Origin of the sequence: Blastococcus sp. CT_GayMR19 (assembly GCF_004570385.1) — a bacterium.
In the GTDB taxonomy this organism is placed as follows: domain Bacteria; phylum Actinomycetota; class Actinomycetes; order Mycobacteriales; family Geodermatophilaceae; genus Blastococcus_B.
Genome location: NZ_SPQL01000001.1, coordinates 47,772 through 64,828, shown reverse-complemented (window position 1 = coordinate 64,828; position 17,057 = coordinate 47,772). Strand labels below are relative to the sequence as shown.

At 71.5% G+C, this 17,057-nt stretch carries 20 protein-coding genes; 7 read left to right on the top strand and 13 right to left on the bottom strand.

Annotated features, from left to right (window positions below):
- Nucleotides 1-29 precede the first annotated feature (29 nt).
- Nucleotides 30-1,409 carry a dihydrolipoyl dehydrogenase gene (lpdA, locus tag E4P39_RS00330; RefSeq protein ID WP_135134362.1) on the bottom strand — a complete coding sequence of 460 codons (1,380 nt, stop codon included), beginning with the start codon at nucleotides 1,407-1,409 and terminating at the stop codon, nucleotides 30-32.
- A 153-nt stretch (nucleotides 1,410-1,562) separates the two neighbouring features.
- Here lpdA and E4P39_RS00325 point away from each other — a divergent pair, with 153 nt between their 5' ends.
- Nucleotides 1,563-1,916, top strand: a complete 354-nt coding sequence (locus tag E4P39_RS00325; protein ID WP_135134361.1) for an oxidoreductase — start codon at nucleotides 1,563-1,565, stop codon at nucleotides 1,914-1,916.
- A 167-nt stretch (nucleotides 1,917-2,083) separates the two neighbouring features.
- On the opposite strand, the gene E4P39_RS00320 is transcribed toward E4P39_RS00325, so the two are convergent.
- Nucleotides 2,084-3,595: a leucyl aminopeptidase gene (locus E4P39_RS00320; RefSeq protein WP_135134360.1), complete on the bottom strand. Its 1,512-nt coding sequence runs from the start codon at nucleotides 3,593-3,595 to the stop codon at nucleotides 2,084-2,086.
- 35 nt (nucleotides 3,596-3,630) lie between these two features.
- Between E4P39_RS00320 and gcvT the strand changes: the two genes are divergently transcribed.
- On the top strand, nucleotides 3,631-4,749 hold the full coding sequence (gene gcvT, locus E4P39_RS00315) for a glycine cleavage system aminomethyltransferase GcvT (protein WP_135134359.1): 1,119 nt from the start codon (nucleotides 3,631-3,633) through the stop codon (nucleotides 4,747-4,749).
- 9 nt (nucleotides 4,750-4,758) lie between these two features.
- Here the strand turns inward: gcvT and E4P39_RS00310 are convergent, their stop codons facing one another.
- The 3 genes from E4P39_RS00310 to E4P39_RS00300 form a co-directional block, all read right to left on the bottom strand.
- Nucleotides 4,759-5,883: a YihY/virulence factor BrkB family protein gene (locus E4P39_RS00310; RefSeq protein ID WP_135134358.1), complete on the bottom strand. Its 1,125-nt coding sequence runs from the start codon at nucleotides 5,881-5,883 to the stop codon at nucleotides 4,759-4,761.
- A gap of 88 nt (nucleotides 5,884-5,971) precedes the next feature.
- The gene (locus E4P39_RS00305) at nucleotides 5,972-6,274 is read right to left on the bottom strand and encodes a DUF4235 domain-containing protein (protein ID WP_135134357.1); all 303 of its coding nucleotides are present in this window, start codon (nucleotides 6,272-6,274) and stop codon (nucleotides 5,972-5,974) included.
- Nucleotides 6,271-6,537: a DUF3618 domain-containing protein gene (locus tag E4P39_RS00300; RefSeq protein ID WP_245159524.1), complete on the bottom strand. Its 267-nt coding sequence runs from the start codon at nucleotides 6,535-6,537 to the stop codon at nucleotides 6,271-6,273. The genes E4P39_RS00305 and E4P39_RS00300 overlap by 4 nt, the downstream gene beginning before the upstream one ends.
- 184 nt (nucleotides 6,538-6,721) lie before the next feature.
- Here E4P39_RS00300 and E4P39_RS00295 point away from each other — a divergent pair, with 184 nt between their 5' ends.
- Entirely contained in the window at nucleotides 6,722-6,934 is a 213-nt protein-coding gene (locus E4P39_RS00295) for a hypothetical protein (RefSeq protein ID WP_135134355.1), read from the top strand.
- A gap of 86 nt (nucleotides 6,935-7,020) precedes the next feature.
- Here the strand turns inward: E4P39_RS00295 and E4P39_RS00290 are convergent, their stop codons facing one another.
- Both E4P39_RS00290 and E4P39_RS00285 read right to left on the bottom strand, forming a co-directional pair.
- Nucleotides 7,021-8,004 (bottom strand): aldo/keto reductase family protein, encoded by a 984-nt coding sequence (locus tag E4P39_RS00290; protein WP_135134354.1) that lies wholly within the window; start codon nucleotides 8,002-8,004, stop codon nucleotides 7,021-7,023.
- 27 nt (nucleotides 8,005-8,031) lie between these two features.
- Nucleotides 8,032-8,652, bottom strand: a complete 621-nt coding sequence (locus E4P39_RS00285) for a DUF3043 domain-containing protein (protein ID WP_135134353.1) — start codon at nucleotides 8,650-8,652, stop codon at nucleotides 8,032-8,034.
- 155 nt (nucleotides 8,653-8,807) lie between these two features.
- Between E4P39_RS00285 and E4P39_RS00280 the strand changes: the two genes are divergently transcribed.
- Complete coding sequence (locus E4P39_RS00280; protein ID WP_135134352.1) at nucleotides 8,808-9,158, top strand: iron-sulfur cluster assembly accessory protein; 351 nt, start codon at nucleotides 8,808-8,810, stop codon at nucleotides 9,156-9,158.
- On the opposite strand, the gene E4P39_RS23085 is transcribed toward E4P39_RS00280, so the two are convergent.
- From E4P39_RS23085 to E4P39_RS00265, 4 genes are all read right to left on the bottom strand, one after another.
- Nucleotides 9,151-9,273, bottom strand: coding sequence for a hypothetical protein (locus E4P39_RS23085; protein WP_280790769.1), 123 nt, complete (start codon nucleotides 9,271-9,273; stop codon nucleotides 9,151-9,153). The two genes, E4P39_RS00280 and E4P39_RS23085, sit on opposite strands and share 8 nt — an antisense overlap.
- Before the next feature lie 43 nt (nucleotides 9,274-9,316).
- Nucleotides 9,317-11,248, bottom strand: coding sequence for an asparagine synthase (glutamine-hydrolyzing) (gene asnB / locus E4P39_RS00275; RefSeq protein WP_135134351.1), 1,932 nt, complete (start codon nucleotides 11,246-11,248; stop codon nucleotides 9,317-9,319).
- A gap of 73 nt (nucleotides 11,249-11,321) precedes the next feature.
- Nucleotides 11,322-11,672: a DUF3817 domain-containing protein gene (locus E4P39_RS00270; RefSeq protein WP_135134350.1), complete on the bottom strand. Its 351-nt coding sequence runs from the start codon at nucleotides 11,670-11,672 to the stop codon at nucleotides 11,322-11,324.
- Nucleotides 11,662-12,030 (bottom strand): metalloprotease, encoded by a 369-nt coding sequence (locus E4P39_RS00265; RefSeq protein ID WP_135134349.1) that lies wholly within the window; start codon nucleotides 12,028-12,030, stop codon nucleotides 11,662-11,664. Before E4P39_RS00265 ends, E4P39_RS00270 begins: the two co-directional genes overlap by 11 nt.
- A gap of 215 nt (nucleotides 12,031-12,245) precedes the next feature.
- On the opposite strand from E4P39_RS00265, the gene coxB reads away from it, so the two are divergent.
- The 3 genes from coxB (at nucleotide 12,246) to E4P39_RS00250 (ending at nucleotide 14,103) form a co-directional block, all read left to right on the top strand.
- Nucleotides 12,246-13,115 carry a cytochrome c oxidase subunit II gene (coxB, locus tag E4P39_RS00260; protein WP_135134348.1) on the top strand — a complete coding sequence of 290 codons (870 nt, stop codon included), beginning with the start codon at nucleotides 12,246-12,248 and terminating at the stop codon, nucleotides 13,113-13,115.
- A gap of 51 nt (nucleotides 13,116-13,166) precedes the next feature.
- Nucleotides 13,167-13,571 (top strand): cytochrome c oxidase subunit 4, encoded by a 405-nt coding sequence (locus E4P39_RS00255; RefSeq protein ID WP_135134347.1) that lies wholly within the window; start codon nucleotides 13,167-13,169, stop codon nucleotides 13,569-13,571.
- A gap of 172 nt (nucleotides 13,572-13,743) precedes the next feature.
- Nucleotides 13,744-14,103: a PspC domain-containing protein gene (locus E4P39_RS00250; protein WP_135134346.1), complete on the top strand. Its 360-nt coding sequence runs from the start codon at nucleotides 13,744-13,746 to the stop codon at nucleotides 14,101-14,103.
- Between the two features lie 144 nt (nucleotides 14,104-14,247).
- Here the strand turns inward: E4P39_RS00250 and E4P39_RS00245 are convergent, their stop codons facing one another.
- Complete coding sequence (locus E4P39_RS00245; protein ID WP_135134345.1) at nucleotides 14,248-15,927, bottom strand: cytochrome bc complex cytochrome b subunit; 1,680 nt, start codon at nucleotides 15,925-15,927, stop codon at nucleotides 14,248-14,250.
- Nucleotides 15,927-17,039 (bottom strand): Rieske 2Fe-2S domain-containing protein, encoded by a 1,113-nt coding sequence (locus E4P39_RS00240; RefSeq protein WP_135134344.1) that lies wholly within the window; start codon nucleotides 17,037-17,039, stop codon nucleotides 15,927-15,929. Before E4P39_RS00240 ends, E4P39_RS00245 begins: the two co-directional genes overlap by 1 nt.
- Nucleotides 17,040-17,057: the final 18 nt, after the last annotated feature.

Here is a 17,057-nt window from a genome sequence, read left to right as displayed (position 1 = left end):
GAGGGCGGGGGAGGGGGGAGCGGAACGGGTCAGCCGTGCACGTGCAGGGGCTTGCCGGCGAGAGCCAGGTGGGCCTCGCCGAGGGCCTCGCTCTGCGTCGGGTGCGGGTGGATGAGGCTGGCGACGTCGTCGGCCTCGGCCTCCCAGTTGTAGATGAGCTGCGCCTCGGCGATGAGCTCGCCGACGCGGCTGCCGACCATGTGGATCCCGACGACGGGGCCGTCGACGGCCTGGATGAGCTTCACGGCGCCGGTGGTCTTGAGGATCTGGCTGCGGCCGTTGCCGGCGAGGTCGTAGGTGAGGGTCTTGACCTCGCCGTACTTCTCCTTGGCCTGGGGCTCGGTGAGGCCGACCGAGGCGACCTCGGGGTCGGAGTAGGTGATGCGGGGGACGCCGGCGTAGTCGATGGGCGCGGGGTTGAGGCCGGCCACCCGCTCGGCGACGAGGATGCCCTCGCCGAAGCCGACGTGGGCCAGCTGCAGGGTCGGGATGAGGTCGCCCACGGCGGAGATCGTGGGCACGTTGGTGCGGCAGAGCTCGTCGACGAGGACGAAGCCGCGGTCCATGTTCAGCCCGGCCTCCTCGTACCCGAGGCCCTGGCTGACCGGCCCGCGACCGACGGCGACGAGCAGCAGCTCGGCCTCGAACTCCTTGCCGTTCTCGAGGGAGACCTTGACGCCGTTCTCGGTGGTCTGGACGCCGGAGAACCGGCTGCCCAGCTCGAAGCCGATCTTGCGACGGCGGAACGCGCGCTCGAGCAGCTTCGACGACGCCTCGTCCTCCAGCGGGACGAGGTGGGGGAGCGCCTCGATGATGGTGACGTCGACGCCGAAGGACTTCCAGGCGCTGGCGAACTCGCAACCGATCACGCCGCCGCCGAGGACGATCGCCGAGGCCGGCACCCGGTCGAGGTTGAGCGCGTGGTCGCTGGTGATGACCTTCGTGCCGTCGATGTCGAGGCCGGGCAGCGAGCGGGCGTAGGAGCCGGTGGCCAGCAGGATGTGCTTGCCCTCGTAGGTCTGTCCGTTCACCTCGACCGTCGTGGGGGACGTCAGCCGACCCTCGCCCTCGACGTAGGTGATCTTGCGGGCCTTGATCAGGCCCTGCAGCCCCTTGTAGAGCTTGGAGACGACGCCGTCCTTGTAGGCGTTGACGCCGTCCATGTCGATGCCGGCCAGGGACGTCTTCACGCCGAACTGCTCGCCCTCGCGGGCCAGGTCGGCGACCTCACCGGCGTGCAGCAGGGCCTTGGTGGGGATGCAGCCGCGGTGCAGGCAGGTGCCCCCGACCTTGTCCTTCTCGATGAGGACGACGTTGAGCCCGAGCTCGGTCGCGCGGAACGCTGCGGCGTAGCCACCGGAGCCACCACCGAGGATGACCAGGTCGGCGGGGGAGGTGGATTCGCTCACGGGTGCTCCTCGATGCAGTTGGTCGGCGTCCCGCTCTCGCGGGCGGGGTTCCGGAGGTCATCCTGCCACTCCGGGAACGGGCTGGCCCGGGGCGCCGTTGCCGTACCGAGCGACGCCGGGCCGGCCGGGGTCGCAGAAGGGCGGGAGCAGGTCATGGGACTGTTCGACCGGTTGCGCCGGCGGGGCTCCGCGGGTGGTGGAGGACGTGCCGGCGGTGACCGCCGGGGAACGCTCGACCGTGGCTCCCAGCGGGCCGATCTGGCGCATCTCGAGCAGTTCGTCGCCTCCCGCCGCGGCGTCGAGGGGTACGTCGAACCGCGGACGTCGGTCACCGAGACCACGATCGTGCTCGTCGCGGCCGACGGCGAGTGGACCCGACGGCGCATCGACGGGCCCGAGGTCGCCCGCAAGCTGTCCCGCGACCTGACGATCCCGGTCTACGACGCCCAGGTCACCGGCTACCCGCAGCGGATGCGTGACTGGAGCGCCCGCCAGAAGGAGGAATGACCCGGCGCGGACCCCTCCTGGGCCGGCTGCGGCGCCGCCCCCCCAGGTTGCGCGTGCTCTTCCACCATTGCGGGTGCTGCAGCACGAGCAATGCCGGCACAGCACCCGCAATGCGGCGCGGATCCTGACTGGCCCGCGTCGGGACTTTCCGCGTGGAAGTCCCGGAATCAGTCGGCGATCAGGGCCTCGATCGTGGCCAGGAGGGTGCGGACCGGCACGCCGGTGCCGCCCTTGGGGGTGCAGCCCCACGCCGATCCGGTGTTGTAGCTCGGCCCGGCGATGTCGATGTGCGCCCACGGCAGCCCGTCGGGGATGAACTCGGCGAGGAAGTGCCCGGCGACCAGCATGCCGCCCATGCGGTCGGCGTTGGCGTTCACGAAGTCGGCGATGGGGGAGTCCAGGCCGCGGCGCAGCTCGGCCGGCAGCGGCATGGGCCACATGCCCTCGCCGCTCCGCCGACCCGCCGCGACGACGGCGTCCCGGAGGTCGTCGGTGCCCATGACCCCGGCGGTGCGCGTGCCGAGGGCGACCAGCTGCGCCCCGGTGAGGGTGGAGGTCTCCAGGAGCACGTCCGGACGGTCCTCCGCGGCGCGGGCGAGCGCGTCGGCGAGGATCACGCGCCCCTCGGCGTCGGTGTTGGTGATCTCGGCCTTCTTGCCGTTCCGGAAGGTCACGACGTCGGCCGGCCGGTAGGCGGTGCCGCTCGGCAGGTTCTCGGCGATCGGCACGGTCGCGGTCACCTCGACCGGGAGGCCGAGCTGGGCGACGAGGCACACGGTGGCGATCACGGCGGCGGCGCCGGCCATGTCGCTCTTCATGTCCTCCATCTTCAGCGCCGGCTTGATCGACAGGCCGCCGCTGTCGAAGGTGATGCCCTTGCCGACCAGCGCGATCTTCTTGCGGGCGCCGCTGCCGGAGTAGGTGAGGCGCAGCAGCCGCGGCTTGCGGGTCGACCCGCCACCGACGGCGAGGATGCCCCCGTACCCGCCGGCGGCCAGCGCGTCCTCGTCGAGGATCTCGGCGGTGAGGCCGGCCTTCTCGCCGGCGGCGGCGCCCCGCGCGGCCAGCTCCGCGGGGAACAGGTCGTTGGGCGGGGTGTTGACCAGGTCGCGCACGAGGGCGACGGCGTCGGCGACGGCGCGCACCCGGCGCAGGGCGTCCTCGGCGGCGGAGGAGGCGGGCACGACGACGGTGAACTCGGCCGGCGGCACCAGCCGGTCGGCCGGCAGCTCGGACTTGTAGGCGGTGAACTCGTAGGCGCCGAGCAGGTGCCCCTCGCCGACGGCGTGCAGCCGTTCGGCGTCGGGGGTGCCGCCGACGGCGGCGAGCAGGCTGACGACCGACCGGCGCCCGCCGAGCGCCCGGCTGGCGGCGCCGGCGGCCCGGCGCAACGAATCGGTGGGATAGCCGCCCGCTGCGTCGGGAGCGCCCAGCCCGGCGACCGCGACGATCGGGAAGGGCCCCTGGCCGAAGGAGGGGAGTCGGGTGACCTCGTCCTCCGCGCCGCGGGCCCCGAGGTCGATCAGGGCGGGCAGGAGCCGGCCGCCCAGCAGCCGGTCCACCGCCTCCGCGCCGGGCGTGGGCAGCAGCCCGTCGGGGCCCTTCCCCACGGCGACGACGACGGCGTCCCCGGTCAGCTTCTCCAGCGGGTGGTCGGTGGCGATGATCGTCGGCGGCACCGCTCGATCCTAGGTGCCCTACTAGCGTGCCCTCCGTGAGCCCGTTGACCTCTCCTCTCCACGACCGGCACGTCGCCGCGGGCGCCAAGCTCGCCGACTTCAGCGGCTGGTCCATGCCCATCGAGTACGCGGGCGGCGGTGTTCTCGCGGAGCACGCCGCCGTGCGCGACGGCGTCGGACTGTTCGACGTCTCCCATCTGGGCACGGGCACCGTGCGCGGTCCGGGGGCGGCCGCCCTCGTCGACGCCGCCCTCACCAACGACCTGTCGCGCATCGGTCCGGGCCAGGCGCAGTACACGCTCTGCTGCCTGCCGGACGGCGACCCGCAGGCCGGCGGCGTGATCGACGACCTGATCGTCTACCTGCACGGGCCGGACGACGTCCTGCTCGTACCGAACGCCGCCAACGCCGCCGAGGTGCTGGACCGGCTGGCCGAGGCCGCGCCGGCGGGCGTCACCGTCGAGAACCGGCACGCCGACGTCGCCGTCCTCGCCGTCCAGGGGCCCCGGTCGCTGCAGGTGCTGGAGCTGCTCGGGCTACCCGGCGAGCTGGCCTACATGTCCTTCGTGACCGGAACGGGCGGCGGGGGAGCGGAGGTCACCGTCTGCCGCACCGGGTACACCGGCGAGCACGGCTACGAGCTGCTGGTCCCCGCCGACCGGGCGGGCGAGCTGTGGGACGCGATCCTCGAGGCGGGCCAGGACCTCGGCATCCGGCCCTGCGGGCTGGGCGCGCGGGACACCCTGCGGACCGAGATGGGCTACGCCCTGCACGGTCACGAGCTGTCCCGCGGGATCACGCCGAACCAGGCGCGGGTCGGGTGGGCGGTCGGCTGGAAGAAGCCGGCGTTCTGGGGCCGGGAGGCGCTGCTGGCCGAGAAGGAGGCCGGGCCGGCCCGGCTGCTGTGGGGCCTGCGCGCCGACGGCCGTGGCATCCCGCGGCCCGGAATGTCGGTGCTCGACGGTGACGGCACCCGGGTCGGCGAGGTCACCAGCGGCACCTTCTCGCCCACCCTGCGGACGGGGATCGCGCTGGCGCTGCTGGACGCCGCGGCCGGCGTGGCCGACGGTGCCGAGCTCGCCGTCGACGTGCGCGGACGACCGCAGACCGTGCACGTCGTCAGGCCCCCGTTCGTGCCATCCCACGTGCGCTGACGCCCCCGCTCAGGCGCTCTGCTTCGACTCCTTCGTCGGCTCCGGCGGGTCGGGGAGCGAGTCGGCCATCTCGGCGCCGCGCTTGCCCATCGGCTGGGGGTCGCCCGTCGTGGTGTCCTGCGCGGTCTGGTGCTCGGCCTCGGAGTTGATCTCCGCACCCAGCAGGACCAGGTAGCAGGTGAGGTAGAGCCACAGCATCAGCACGATGACGCCGGCGATCGCGCCGTAGGTCTTGTCGTAGGACCCGAAGTTGTCGACGTAGAAGCTGAAGCCGAGGCTGACCAGCGCCCACACCACGGTGACGACGACCGAGCCCAGGCTGACCCAGCGGAGCTTCGGGGCGTCCCGGTCGGGCGCGACCCGGTAGAGCACCGCGAGCGCACCGGCGAAGACGGCCAGCAGCAGCGCCCAGCGCAGGACCTGCGCCAGGATGGTCCCGACCACGCCGAGCGGCAGGGCGTCCAGCACCACCGGGACGACGGCGACGAGGCCGAACGTGACGAGCACGAACACGATCGCGCCGAGCGTGAGCAGCAGCGCGGTGCCCTTGAGCTTGATGAACTTGCGCGTCTCGACCTCGTCGTAGGCCAGGTTGACCGCGGTGATGATGTTCCCGACGCCGCCGGAGGCGCTCCACAGGGCGCCGAGGATGGCCACGACCAGGCCCCAGGTCAGCGCACTGCCGCTGTTCCCGGCGATCGCCTTCAGCTGTTCGCCGATGAGGTCGGCCGCGTCCTGCGGCAGCTGCGCCGAGAGGTCCTCGACCTGACGGGTGACCGTCTCGGGGGAGGCGACCAAGCCGTAGATGGAGATCATCGCGATCAGGGCGGGGAAGATCGACAGGAAGCCGAAGAACGCGACCCCGCCGGCGATGATCGGCATGTTGTCGGCGGAGTTCTCGGCCCACGCCCGCTTGACGATCTGCTTCCAGCCCTTGAGCGGGATGTCGGTCGGCTTCTCCGCGTGGATGCCGGGCAGCTCTTCCTCGCTCGGCGCCCCCGGCGGCGGGCGGTGTGGGTCGGGGTGCGGGGGTCCCGCCTTCGCCTTGGCCGCGGCCGCACGGCGCGCGGCCTTCTCCTCCACCCGCTGCCGGATCCGGTCGACGGCGCTCTCCCGCGGCCTGGTGTGGGACATCTCGTTCCCCCTGCTCCCTGTGCGGCCCTGGGCCGCGATTCCTCGTGTCGCGGCCGGCCGGGACGGCGAGTCCCGGCCGGTCACCTCGTCAGTCGCCGGGCCAGGAGCCGGTCAGCTTGGTCCAGGTGCGGGCACCCGCCCGGTCGATCGCGGCCTTGGTGGCGGCGAAGATCGCGCCCTGCAACGCGGCCGCGATCACGACCTCGCGCATCCGGTACTCGCTCTGCAGGGCCGACGGCGCGTCCTCGGCATCCGAGACGTGCTTCCAGATCTGCTTGAACACTGCGCCGGACACCAGGCCGGCCAGGATCCCGGCCGCCAGGCCGATGGGCCGGTAGGCGAGCTTGGCGCCCTTGCTCTTGGGCCCCTTGCGCGTGGTCTTCTTGCTCAACGCTTCCTCCTCCGAGTCGTACGTTTCCTGCGCCAGACCACCAGACCGGCCACGAGTCCGATCAGGGCCAGTGCCCCGCCGATGACGACCGGCGGGCTCTCCCGGTAGGTCTCCACCACGGTGTCCCGGGCGACGAACGCCTTCTCCCGCGCATGGGCGCGGACGTCGAGACGGGCGCTGATCTCGTCGACCGTCCGGCCCAGCCGGGCGCGGGTGGCCTCGATCTCGGCCTGGATGGTCGCCGGGTCCGACGATCCGGTCATCGGGCCGTTCCCGGGTTCTGGTCGGCTGCCGGGTGCCGGGGTGGTGCCGCTGTCATCGGTCCTCCGCTGGACGGGTCGATGCAGTGCCATGCCCCCGTGGAGCTGCGGTAATCCGCCGGTCGGGTCACATCGCGGGAACGACCACCCGGCCGGCCGTCCGACCGCCGGTCATTAGCCTGCACCCATGAGCTGGCACTGGCGCCTCGAGGACGCGGCCGGAACGACCCTGGACCCCGCATCGCTGGGGGTGGAGCCGCCCGAGTCCGACAACCAGGGGGACGCCGAGTCCTGGCTCGGGGAGAACTGGCGCGAGCTGCTCGACCGCGGGGTCGCCACGGTCACCCTGTTCGACGGCGACACGGAGGTCTACGGCCCCATGGGGCTCGCCGCCCCCTGAGGCCGGCGCCGTCCGGACCGTGGGCCGGCCCGGACGGCGGCAGCCTGTCGGCGGAGCCGTCCGGTCCCCCTGCGGAGCTGTGTCGCTCAGCCGCGGGCGGTCCTGGCCGGATCCCGCTCCACCACGTCGCCGAGGGCCTCGTCGATCCGCTTCAGCACGTCCACGTCCAGGGTCACGCCGGCCGCCTTGACGTTGTCGTGCACCTGCTCCGGGCGGGTGGCGCCGATGATCGCGGCCGCCACGTTGGCGTTCTGCAGCACCCAGGCGACCGCCAGCTGCGCCATGGTCAGCCCGAGGTCGTCGGCGATCGGGCGCAGCTGCTGCACCCGCGTGAGGACGTCGTCGGTGAGGAAGCGCTGGATGAACCGGCCGGCGTCGGGGTCGGCGCCGCGCGTGCCGGCGGGCGGCTGCTGTCCCGGCTGGTACTTCCCGGTCAGCACGCCCTGGCCCAGGGGCGACCAGACGATCTGGGACACGCCCTCCTGCTCCGACGTCGGGACGACCTCGTCCTCGATCACCCGCCAGAGCATCGAGTACTGCGGCTGGTTGCTGATCAGCTGGACGCCGAGCTCGCGGGCCAGGGCGGCGCCGGCGGCGATCTCCTCCGCCCGCCACTCCGACACCCCGATGTAGAGCACCTTGCCGGCCCGGACCAGGTCCGCGAAGGCCGTCATCGTCTCCTCGAGCGGAACGGTCTCGTCGAACCGGTGGGCCTGGTAGAGGTCGACGTAGTCGGTCTGCAGCCGGCGCAGCGAGGCGTGGCAGCTCTCGGTGATGTGCTTGCGGGACAGCCCGCGGTCGTTCTGTCCGGGACCGGTCGGCCAGTAGACCTTGGTGAAGATCTCCAGCCCCTCACGGCGCTGCCCGGCCAGCGCCCGCCCCAGCACGGACTCGGCCTTCGTGGCCGCATAGACGTCGGCGGTGTCGAAGGTGGTGATCCCGGCGTCGAGGGCCGCCCGCACGCAGGCGTGCGCGGCGTCCTCCTCGACCTGGCTGCCGTGGGTGAGCCAGTTCCCGTAGGCGATCTCGGAGATGGTCAGGCCGGAGCGGCCGAGGCGTCTGAATTCCACGGGACCGGACGGTAGTCCGGCGCGGGATCAGAGCTTGGCGCCCACCGGGACCTCGGGCTTGGGGAAGCGCCAGCGGCGGATCATCGTGGCCCGGGTGATCCCGTACCAGACGGCGCCGCGTCCCTTCTGCGACCCGTCCGGGAAGCGCTCGGCGATCTTGCGCTTGATCAGCCGGCCCAGCACGAACGAGTCGACGACGAGCAGCAGGAAGAAGCCGAACAGCAGGAAGCTCGCGTAGCTCCGCAGCGCGACGCTGGGGACGAACGTGCCGATCAGCGCCACGCCGGCGACGGCGAGGAAGAGGCTGCCGATGTTGCGCCGCGAGTCGACGACGTCGCGGACCAGCTTGCGGACCGGGCCGCGGTCGCGGGCGGGCAGGTAGGCCTCGTCCCCACGGGCCGCACCGAGGCGGGTCTGGGCCCGTCGGTCCGCCTGCTGGGCGCGCATCCGCTTGTAGGCCTCCTTCCGCGTGGTCGGCGGGGGAGGGGGCGGACCCGGGCGGCGTCCCTGGGCCTCACTGCGCTTGGGAGTGGGCCGGCCCTTGCCGGAGGCGCGCACCAGCTGCTCGGTCAGGTCCGCCGAGGCGTCCGGAGCGGTCGTGGCGGACGTCTCGGCGCGGTCGCGGCGGCCGGGCAGGCGGAGCTTCACGAGCCAGAAGTCTACGTGTGTGACACAGCAGGCCCGGGAACTCGCCGGCCGAGCCGTACAGTGGGCGGCGGCAGGGAAGAGCTACCGCCCCGGCGGTGTTGGTCCGTTGCAGTTCGTGCCGCAGCGGGCACCTGGGATCTGGGAGGACCACAAACATGTCGGTGCAGGACACCACCACCACCACGGGCGTCGTGCTGAGCGACCCCGCGGCCGCGAAGGTCAAGGCGCTGCTGGACCAGGAAGGTCGCGACGACCTCCGCCTGCGCATCGCCGTCCAGCCCGGCGGTTGCTCCGGGCTGCGCTATCAGCTCTTCTTCGACGAGCGGTTCCTCGACGGCGACCAGACCTACGAGTTCGGTGGCGTCGAGGTGATCGTCGACCGGATGAGCGGCCCGTACCTCGGGGGCGCGACGATCGACTTCGTCGACACCATCGAGAAGCAGGGCTTCACCATCGACAACCCCAACGCCGGCAGCTCCTGCGCCTGCGGGGACAGCTTCAGCTGAGCACGTAGCCGACCGACGACGCCCGGTTCCCCGAGAAGGGGAGCCGGGCGTCGTCGCGTTCGGGCCGCAGCGCCGAGTTGATCATCGCGCTGTTGCCGCCGACACGCCCCGGCACGCCGGCGCGGGCGGCAACAAGCCGATGATCGACGTCCCCGCACTCAGATCCGGACGGGGTAGACGGTGTCGGGCACGGCGGGGGTGATCCGCTCCTCGACGAAGATGCCGTGCCAGATCATGAAGACCAGCAGCGTCCAGAGCTTGCGCGAGTAGTCGACCGGCGAGCCGCTGCGCTGGTTGTCCCGGTGGGCGCTCAGCATCGCCAGGACCTGCTTCTTGTCGAGCCACTCGTCGGTCTGGCTCTCCTCGACGACCTGCCGGGCCCAGTCGTGCAGGCCCTCGGCCAGCCAGTGCCGCGTCGGCACGGGGAAGCCGAGCTTGCGGCGGTTCAGCACGTGCGGCGGCACGATCTGCTCGAGCGCCCGGCGCAGCGCGTACTTCGTCGTCTCCTTCGTCACCCGCTGGCCGACGGGCAGCGTGCTCGCGACCGCGAAGACCTCGGGGTCGAGGAACGGCACCCGCAGCTCCAGCGAGTTGGCCATGGTCATCTTGTCGGCCTTGACCAGGATGTCCCCGCGCAGCCAGGTGAACAGGTCCACGTACTGCATCGCGGTGACGTCGTCGTAGCCCGCCGCCCGGGTCCGCTCGTACAGCTTCGCGGTGACCGCCACGTGGGACAGGTCCGGGTCGCGGCGCTCCAGGAAGCCCAGCTCGTCGTCCCGGAAGATCCGCGCGTTGCCGTAGTAGCGCTGCTCGAGCGGGATCGACCCCCGGCGCAGCAGGTCCTTGCCCCGCATGCCGTCGGGCAGCTGCGTCGAGAGCCGGCCCAGCGCCCGGCGGAGGCCCATGGGCAGCTTGTCGAACGCCGCCAGCGACAGCGGCTCCCGGTAGATGTTGTAGCCGCCGAAGAGCTCGTCGGCGCCCTCACCGGAGAGGACGACCTTGACGTGCTTGCGGGCCTCGCGCGCGATGAAGTAGAGCGGCACCAGGGCCGGGTCGGCCACCGGGTCGTCGAGGTACCAGACGACGAGGGGGATCGCGGCCGCGAACTCGTCGGCGGTCACGACCTTGGTGATGTGCTCGACCCCGATCGCCGCCGCCGACTCGGCGGCGACGTCGATCTCGGAGAAGCCCTCGCGCTCGAACCCGGTCGTGAAGGTCATGAGCTTGGGGTTGTAGCGCTTGGCCAGCGCGGCGATGGCGGTCGAGTCGATGCCGCCGGAGAGGAAGGCGCCGACGGTGACGTCCGCGCGCATGTGCACGCGGACCGAGTCGTCGAGGACGTCGGCGATCCGGTCGTAGAGCGCCTGGCGCTCGTTCTTCGCGACCGGGCGGATGGGGAACGTCGGGTGGAAGTAGCGCTTCGTGTGCAGCTCGCCGTCCACCACGGTGAAGGTGGTGCCGCTCTCGATCCGCCGGATGCCCTGGTGCAGGGTCGCCGGCTCGGGGACGTACTGCAGCGTCAGGTAGTGCTGCAACGAGGCCCCGTCGACGTCGCCCGCGGCCTTGCTGCCGCCGAGCAGCTCGAGCAGCGCCTTCTTTTCCGAGGAGAAGACCAGGCCACCGTCCGGGAGGCGCGTGGTGAACAGCGGCTTGATGCCGAACGGGTCGCGCGCGCCGAAGGCGGTGTTCGTGACGGTGTCCCAGATGACGAACGCGAACATGCCGCGCAGCCGCGTCACGACGTCCTCGCCCCACAGGTGGTAGCCCGCGACGATCGTCTCGGTGTCACCCTGGGTCGCGAGCTCCGCCCCGGCCGCGATCAGCTCCTCCCGCAGCTCGACGTAGTTGTAGATCTCGCCGTTGAAGACGATCCGGTACCGGCCGTCCGCGTAGGGCATCGGCTGGTGGCTGTGCTCGATGTCGATGAAGGACAGCCGGTTGAACCCGAACACCGCCCGGCTGTCCGACCACACCGCGTTCTCGTCGGGACCGCGGTGACGCATGCAGTGCAGGGCCTCCCGCACGCCGGTGACCGTGGCGTCGTCGACGCGGTCGGCGTCGGTGGACAGGTAGGCGAGCAGGCCACACATCAGGCGCAGGTCCTCGGGGTCGGGGAAGGGCTCGGGGTGGGGGAGAGGCGCGGAGCCCGGGTCCGGAGGTCGGTCACACGCGTTCGCCGGCGCGCATCTTGCGGGTCACGGTGCGCTCGGCGACGAAGGAGAGGAACGGGACGGTGCCGGCCACCAGGGCGGCGACCGCCCCCTTGAGGCTCCACTTGGCCCGCAGCGCCAGGTCGACGGCGGAGAGGAAGAACAGGAAGTACAGCCAGCCGTGCGAGGTGCCGAGCACGGTGACCGGCGTCGGCATGCCGGCCAGGTACTTCAAGGGGACGGCGACGACCACCAGCAGGATCAGGAGGACGCCGACGACGTTGGCCATGACGCGGTAGCGCTGCAGCGCCGCGGCGATCGCCTGCTCCGAGTCGCGGGCCTGCGTGGTGCGCTCAGCGGCCATTGCCCGCGCTCCGCTGTCCGAGTGCCCGCTCGTTGAGCTCGGCGAGGTAGGCGTTGTAGGCGGCCAGCTCCGGGTCTCCCGTCGTGTCGATGCGCGGGCGCTGGTAGAGGACGACGGCGTTGCCCGGCTCGTCGTCGTCCGGGTGCCGGTGCAGTTCGATCCGGACCATGCGCAGGTAGAACCAGAGCCCCATGAAGCCGTAGAGGGGCCACTGCAGCGCGTAGCTCCAGTTCACCGCGCCCCCGCCGGCCTCGGCCTTGGTGAGCTGCCAGTAGCCGAGGAAGAAGGTGGCCACGAACAGTGCCGCCACCAGCAGATGCAGCAGCATCCAGCGCGGGGTCAGCAGCCTCGAGTACACGCTCCGACTCTAACCGCCGTCACCGACGCACCGGCCGCGGCAGGAGCCGCGGGGACGACCCGCCGTCAGGGATCTCCGGTGGTCGGCCGCCGTGCGGGGTCGGCTAGTCTCGCCCCACACTGTCACCAGCGGGCACGACGTCCGCCGTGACCGGTGGACGACCAGCTGGGAGGACCGTCCGGGCACCCGGACGGAGGACGAGGAGGCAGCGAGCAGTGGCTCGAGGCAGCAGGCTCGCGCGGCTGGCCGCGCTCGGACTCCTGGGGGTGCTGTCCCTCACCGGCTGCAGCATGCCCAACAACGAGTTCTGGCGCTTCGGGTGGCCCGAGGGGATCACCGAGGAATCCCAGTACATGCGGGAGCTCTGGACGGGGTCGGTCATCGCCGCCCTGATCGTGGGCATCGCCGTGTGGGCGCTGATCCTCTGGTCGGTCGTCCGCCACCGGAAGCGCGGCGACGAGCTGCCGAAGCAGACGGCGTACAACCTCCCGCTGGAGATCGTCTACACGATCGTCCCGTTCCTGATCATCGCGGCGCTGTTCTTCTACACCGTGGTCGTCCAGAACCGGGTGATGGAGCGCAGCGAGAACCCCGACGAGACCATCGCGGTCAACGCGTTCAAATGGAACTGGCAGTTCGTCTACCCCGAGACCGAGGGGGAGGACGGCGAGCCGGTCTACACGGTGGGCAACAGCACCGAGATCCCGATCCTCGTGCTGCCGACGGACCGCACGATCCGCTTCGAGGTCGCCTCAGCCGACGTCATCCACTCGTTCTGGGTTCCGCAGTTCCTCTTCAAGCTCGACGTCATCCCGGGCAACGAGAACGGCCGCGACAACGTCTTCGAGGTCACCGTCCAGGAGGAGGGCGCCTACGTCGGGCGCTGCGCCGAGCTGTGCGGGACCTACCACGCGTACATGAACTTCGAGGTCCGCGCGGTCTCCGGGGAGGACTACGACGCGTACCTCGAGGCCCGTGAGTCCGGCCTGGACACCCGCGAGGCGCTCGAGGAGATCGACCAGCCGGGGGAGTCGACCACGACCTCGCCGTTCGAGAACCTGCAGAACACCTCCAGCGGTGGCTGACATCTCCGCTTCCCGGACCCTGATCGTCCCGACGCACGAGGAGGCACGGCCGTGAAGGTCGAGGCGCTCATCTTCAACCTCATCGCGGTGTTCTGCCTGGTCGCCGGAGCCGTCTACGGGGTCTGGTCCCGCGAGCCGATCGGGACGACGGCCCTGGTGCTCTCCGGCGGCCTCACCGGCCTGATCGGCGGGTTCTTCTGGTTCGTCTCCCGCCGTATCGACGCCCGCCCGGAGGACCGCAAGGACGCCGACATCGCCGACGGCGCCGGCGAGCTCGGGTTCTTCAGCCCGGGCAGCTACTGGCCGGTCGCGCTGGCCGCGTCGGCGGCCCTCATGGGTCTGGCCCTGGCCTTCTTCTACTCGTGGCTGATCCTGATCGCGGCCGCCGCGCTGCTGATCACCATCGGTGGCCTGCTGTTCGAGTACTACGTGGGGCAGAACGCCACGCAGAGCTGATCTCTCCGCGCCTGCCCCAGGGCCCCTTCCGCCGGCCGGCGGGAGGGGCCCTCGGCGTTTCCGCCTCCCGTGGCACCGTCCCGACCCGGGGACATGCCGGAGTGCGGAACCAGGGACGGATCCGGGTGTTCCCCGATGGGCGGCGCCGCCGGAGCCCGGCAGGCTTCGAGCCATGACATCCGCACCGTTTCCCGCCCCGCCGTCCGACTCCTCGTCCACCGGTCAGCAGCCGCCGACCCCCGCCGGTCCGGCCATCCGTCCGCAGCTGCGCCGCAGCGGGACCGACCGGATGATCGGCGGGGTCTGCGGCGGTCTCGCCGACTACAGCGGCATCGACTCGGTGCTGTGGCGGGTCGGCTTCGTCGGTCTCACCCTCGCCGGGGGATCCGGCGTCGTCGTCTACCTGTTCCTGTGGGTGCTGACGCCCTCCGACCCGCTGCCCGCCGACACGGAGCCGAGCCCCGTGGAGCGTCTGGTCGAGCGGCTCCACCGCGCGATCTCCGGGGCGCTGGCCTCGGTCCGCCGCGACTGACCCGGGTCCGGCGCGGGGACCGGCTACCGGAGCGCGAGCGATGCTCCAGCAGCGGCCAGGGCGCGCGAGGCGTACCCGACATGCAGCAGGGCCCCGGTGGCATTCCACCGGGGCCCTGCGACGTTGCTGTACGGGACGGAGCCGTCAGTCGCGCGGCTCCTGCGGGCGTCCGCCGTCGGAGGGTCGCCCGGTGTCGATCGGGCGACCGGAGGACGTGAGCTCGCGCTCCTCCCCGGCGGCCAGTCCGCGACCCTCGGCCCGCTGCTCCAGCTCGACCTGCGCCGGCTCCTCGATCGGGGAGAAGAACCCGCGGATCGCCCGGCGGGCACCGCCGACGTGGTTCATCCGCTTGGGCACCGGGGCCCCGCCGTAGGCCAGCGTGCCGTGCCCGTGCGCGTCCACCGGGCCCAGCGGCTGGTGGACCTCGATGAACTCGCCGTGGGGAAGACGCCGGATGACGCCGGTCTCGATGCCGTGCTCGAGCACCTCGCGGTCGTGCATCTGGAGACCGAGGCAGATGCGGTAGGTGAGCACGTACACCAGCGGCGGCAGGATGACCACGCCGATCCGGCCGACCCAGGTCATCGCGTTGAGGCTGATGTCGAACTTGTCCGCGATGACGTCGTTGCCGCCGGCGACCATGAGCCAGATGTAGAAGGTCAGGCCCATCGCCCCGAGCGAGGTCCGCACCGGGACGTCGCGCGGGCGCTGGAGCAGGTGGTGGGACGCGGTGTCGCCGGTGAGCTTCCGCTCGATGAACGGGTACAGGGCGAGGACCGTGAACATCGCGCCGGCGATGACGACCGTCGGCCAGAACAGCGCCGGCACGTTGTAGTCGCCGGGCAGGTTGATGTCCCACGCGGGGAAGATCCGGGTCGACCCGTCCAGGAAGCCGATGTACCAGTCGGGCTGGGAGGCCGCGGAGACCTGCGCCGGGTTGTAGGGCCCCCACAGCCAGATCGGGTTGATCTGAACCAGGCCACCGAGCAACGCGCAGACGCCGAAGACCACGAAGATCAGGCCGGTCGCCTTCGCCGCGAAGGTGGGGAAGAGCCGGTTGCCGACCACGTTGTGCTCGGTACGGCCGGCGCCGGGGAACTGGGTGTGCTTCTGCTTGACCAGGATCAGCAGGTGCAGGCCGATGAGCGCCAGCAGGATCGCGGGGATCAGCAGCACGTGGACGATGTAGAAGCGTCCGATGATCTCCTCACCGACGAAGTCGCCGTTGAAGACCGCGAAGTGCGCCCACGTGCCGATCACCGGGACCGACAGCAGGATCGCGCTGATGATGCGGAGGCCGGTGCCGGAGAGCAGGTCGTCGGGCAGCGAGTAGCCCGTGACGCCCATGAGCAGGGCGAGGACCATCATCACGACGCCGAGCAGCCAGTTGGTCTCCCGGGGACGGCGGAACGCGCCGGTGAAGAAGACCCGCAGCAGGTGCACCACGATCGCGGCGACGAAGAGCAGCGCAGCCCAGTGGTGCAGCTGGCGCATGAACAGGCCGCCACGGACGTCGAACGAGAGCGTCAGGGCCGAGTCGTAGGCCGCGGACATCTCCACGCCGCGCAGCGGCGCGTAGGAGCCCTCGTACACGACCTCGCGCATCGACGCGTCGAAGAAGAACGTCAGGTACGTGCCCGACAGCAACAGGATGAGGAACGAGTAGAGCGCGATCTCCCCGAGCAGGAACGACCAGTGGTCGGGGTAGACCTTGTTGAGGGTCCGCCGCAGCCACGGCGAGACGAGCATCCGGTCGTCGAGCTCGTACCCGGCCTTGCCCAGCTTCGTGGTCGGTGCGCCCGGCAGGGTGGCGGTGCGAGCCATCAGATGCGCTCCCGGTTCCAGTAGGTGGGGCCTACGGCCTCAATGTAGTCACTGCGCGCAACGAAGAAGCCCTCGTCGTCGAGACCGAGGGGCAGCTGCGGCAGCGCCCGGGTCGCCGGGCCGAAGACGGGCTTCGCACCCTGCGTGACATCGAACTGCGACTGGTGGCACGGGCACAGGATGCGGCTGGTCTCCTGCTCGTAGAGGGAGACCGGGCAGCCGGCGTGCGTGCAGATCTTGGAGTAGGCGACGTACTCGCCGTACGCGAAGTCGGCGTGCCCCTCGCGCGGGCGGAGCGACTCGACCTGCTCCGGGCGGAGGCGGATCAGCATCGTCGCGGCGTCGGCCTGCCGGTTGCCACCGGGAACGGCCGGGAAGACCGTCTCCAGGGATCCGGGCTCCTGGTCGCCGGGCCGGATCGGCGTCCCGTCGTTGCGGAGCAGGCGGACGCCGTCGGCCCAGTTGGTGGTGCCGAGCGGGTTGCCCTTGCTCGGGTTCTTGATCATGCCGCCCAGCGGCATGATCAGCATGAGCCCGACCCCACCGCCCATGAGGAGCAGGGACCGGGTGATCAGCTTGCGGCGGGCCAGGCCGCTGTTGTGCCAGCCGCCCACGAGGGTGGCGCCGGCGGTGACCCGGTCGAAGTGCGAGCCGTCGTGCTTGTCCTGGACCGCCGTCTCGTGCGGGAGCAGCTTCTTGGTGAAGAGCACCAGGCCCACGCCGACGCACAGCAGCGACAGCCCCATGAGCAACCCGAGGAGCGGGGTGAACAGCGCGCTCCAGCCGCCCTCGCTGATCTCCCAGTGCCAGTCGGGCAGGAACCAGCCCGAGCCGACGTACACCAGCACGAAGAGGAAGGCGAAGACGCCGGCGAGGGTGAAGGTCAACCCGACCTGCCGGATCGCCCGCTTCTCCAGTCGGGATCCCGGCTCCGGGCCGGCGTCCACGTGCAGGATCTCGACACCGTCGTAGCGGGCGCCGAGCCGGTCGAGGTCCTCACGGCTCATCGCCGCCAGCTGCTCCGGCGTGTAGTCGTCGTCCGGTCCGCCGTACAGCGGTCCCGGAACGTCCGCACCGCCGGTCGAACCGGGGCGGGTGTCGTGCGTGGTCACGCTGCCTCCTCGCTGACG